This is a genomic window from Shewanella hanedai, from assembly GCF_007197645.1.
In the GTDB taxonomy this organism is placed as follows: domain Bacteria; phylum Pseudomonadota; class Gammaproteobacteria; order Enterobacterales; family Shewanellaceae; genus Shewanella; species Shewanella hanedai.
In genome coordinates, this window is record NZ_VKGK01000066.1 from 1 (window position 1) to 3,240 (window position 3,240).

Genomic DNA, 3,240 nt, shown 5'->3' on the forward strand with positions numbered 1-3,240 from the left:
TTTGCCTTGAGTAACCTTAGCAATCACATCAACAGTAAGTTGGGATTGAGAATCCATAATGATCATCCTTAGTAACCTCTAAAAGCTCACAGTGGCAATCAGAGAACTACTAAAAGTTAGAACCGTCAATTTCCCTTGGTAATTATTAAAAACGACAAAGTCGCTTGGTAGTTAATGTACGACAAAGTCCCTTGGTGATCACACGATTGAGGTTTTGGGCTGTAACTCATTTTTGGACAAAAATGTGTTAGATTATTTGCTCTAATTCGGGCAATTCAGATTAGATAAAGTATCTTAGTTTATTCAAGAGATCTAATTCGCTCCGACCCCTTTATCTATTAGCAATAGTAGCTACCATCTTCCACCAATTTTTCCGTCTCTCAAGTAATACTTCTTGCCATCCAATATACTTTTTAAAGCAGCTTGAATGTGAACAGCTTGAGACTGAATATCAATCTCTTTCACTTTTTCTCTTAAGCTTTCAAGATTTATTACATCTGCAAATGTTTTTTCATCAATTTGAACAAAAGGCCCATTAGTTGAATCACTACCAGATTTTCCAATTATTTCTGCTGTTCTAATAGCTCCACCAGAACTACTAAGAATTTCAGCCATAAGTCCAGTTGCCTTTTCTTTTGACGATCTTTCTAACTCATAAAAAATATGTGACTCAAGGTGGTTAGGCATAAACTCTCTTTTGGTTAAAGCGCCGATTGCGATTATTTGAAAATCTAATTCAAGCTCCTTCAACTGTTCTTCAGAAACCCATAGCCCACGATGTTTATCATCATGAATTTGTTCACGAATTTTGTATAGAACATCGGCCGCTAATGGAGTGCTTTCCCTTCTTCCCATTAGCCCTTTAATCAACTCATATTTATTTTCACTTTCTGATATTATTTTATTCGTCAGCCAAATCATCTGTCTGTACGGGTCTATCGTCATAAAGCCATAATTATTTTCCAAAGAAGATACCAGCTTTGTAGAGTATAGAAATGCATCATATATACTTGAAAGAACATCGAAGCTATCTTCTTTACATTTTGCTGAATAATTTGTCATCATTTCAAAGAACCGTTCATCAGCTTCTTCTTCAAGCACATAACTAAGGAATGTCGTTCGGTCAACATTCCCTGAAATAAAGTCTAAGATCTCCCGATCTGAAAGGTAACCAGTTGGAGTTTTATAGTGAAAAGCCACATGGAGTCGTTGGGGGGCGGAAACTCTACCTGCAGAGTCCGTGTCACTAACTCCATAATGTGAATATCCTCCAGAATCTAACAATGGAAATATATCGCCTAATAGGCCAGATATGAGTTTACGCTCTCTCTCTCTCTCCAAATTTTTCCATGTTATTACTTCGCTCACCTTCAAAAAGGTTTACGATATCTTCAGGCTTATCCATCATAAGACCATCGTTTGAAAATCTTTTACCAATGTATGCTTCAGGTGTTTTCTTAATATGGTCGTATATTAAATTCGCTTTAATGGCAACTATTGATAAAGAAAAAAGATCCGAAAAGCAGACTTGCCCTTCTACCTGTTCAAGGACAAATCTCAAGTGATTAAAAAACCTCTTTAATTCTCTAGGGTTTTTTATGAGATGCTTAAAATAATTATGATAGATCCAACTAAACCTATCTTGATCACTTTCAAAGTTATCTGTTAGATTTTTATCACTCAAGCTATCCAATTCTACATTAGCTAATTCATTCATACCTCGATCAGAAATTACAGGCAGAGGAACTCTGAGCTGTATTACCTTATTTATATATTCAGGAGCATTAACTATGTCATTCTTTTCTAGTACAGAAGTGAGGTAATTAGAATCAAAAGCTAATAAGAAGGATGTGCCAGAGAAGTCTGCTACAGCTTTCACAAGTCTTAAAACTTGGAACGTTTCAGAAGGTGTCAGCCTATCAATATCATCGATTACGACAACTATTGGTATCTTAATTTTTTTAATTGCAGAAACGACTTCCTTTTTTTTACCTAAAAGATCCAATTTTTTAAGCTTGGCAATTTTATTAGTTGAACTACCAAATCTAGAAAATACTTTTTCAACAATAGACGCCCAAGGCTCTGCACCGGGTACTAGTTTGGCGACACCAAATAAGCTTGAATATGCGACAAGTTCTTCCGCAGCTTTTAGTGCCACTTCCGAATTGTTTGTTATGTTAAGTTGTGATGAAAATTGAAGTAAAAAGTCTTGGATTAAAGACTCTGGTTTTCCTGCAAGCCAAGGATTGTATTCGATTATAATCGGGGCTGTTTCTTTTTCATTTAAAGCACCTTTTATAAGATTTATAACAGATGTTTTTCCATATCCCCACTCTCCTTCCAATGAGACAGTTAAGCAATCATCATCATGATCCAATAGAAGAATATTCGCTAAATGGTTTGCAAAATCTAACCTATTTAACAGATCAGGGTCATTGATTCCGCCCTGAATAGGTTGGTCGTTGTGATATTTTCTCATTCGTAAATCCATTGTTGATGAAGATTGCTAACAACTTATTGAATAGCAACTTAAATAACTGCTTTCCAACATTTAACTTACAGCAACTATGCCATTCTAATACATTGAAACAAAGCGGTAAAATTGCCATTAATTCAACAAAAGTTAAAAATCGTCCGCAAAGTTGAAAACCTCGATGTAGATGCCTCTACAACATTTTGTCAAACCACTTTAATTCAAAGACTTATGAGGTCTGAAAAGGTTTATCGAGCTGGAAATGCCAGTTTTAGTTCGCTTTTCTCACGGGTTATCGGTGAGCCATTATAACAGAGTATCTATCCAGTACTTTTATGTCAGATCTGAGTGCCCAAAGATTAGAAAATATAAGGCTTTATTAGCTTTTCTCTGGTGGCCAAATTTCTCTAGCTAACAAACAATGGTCGGATAAGCGGCACTTGTTACCAAGTGCCGCTCTCCTAAGAACCGTACGTGCAACTTTCACTGCATACGGCTCAAGCCTCCACTAAGGCGTACTATGTTACCCGGTAACCACAGGGTTACCTTTGCTGTACTGACTTGAAGCTTTGATACTTTCTGCTCTGTGATTTTCCAATCGATGGATTATCGTTGAGCAAAGCAAGGAGAGGCACTAACTTCAATCGAAGTCATCATTTGCGTTTCTCCATCAACAAAGTTCTTCAAACTTTCTTGCAACGGGAGACCAGCTGGAAGTGGGCTCACTTTCGTGCCAGACACAAGGTCTGTATCTGCATCATTACAAT

The 3,240-nt window shown here is 36.7% G+C and carries 2 protein-coding genes; both read right to left on the reverse strand.

The genetic code is table 11. The annotated features are described in order from the left end of the window. Window positions 1–351: 351 nt before the first annotated feature. A complete protein-coding gene (locus FN961_RS25975) occupies window positions 352–1,341 on the reverse strand; it encodes a hypothetical protein (RefSeq protein ID WP_221936153.1) in 990 nt (329 codons plus the stop codon). Next, a complete protein-coding gene (locus FN961_RS25980) occupies window positions 1,319–2,479 on the reverse strand; it encodes a KAP family P-loop NTPase fold protein (protein ID WP_221936154.1) in 1,161 nt (386 codons plus the stop codon). The genes FN961_RS25975 and FN961_RS25980 overlap by 23 nt, the downstream gene beginning before the upstream one ends. Window positions 2,480–3,240 lie beyond the last annotated feature (761 nt).

What these genes read in the sequence shown, in the direction of transcription:
- FN961_RS25980 (WP_221936154.1), bottom strand. Translation starts at nt 2,479, where the DNA reads ATGAGAAAATATCACAACGACCAACCTATTCAGGGCGGAATCAATGAC.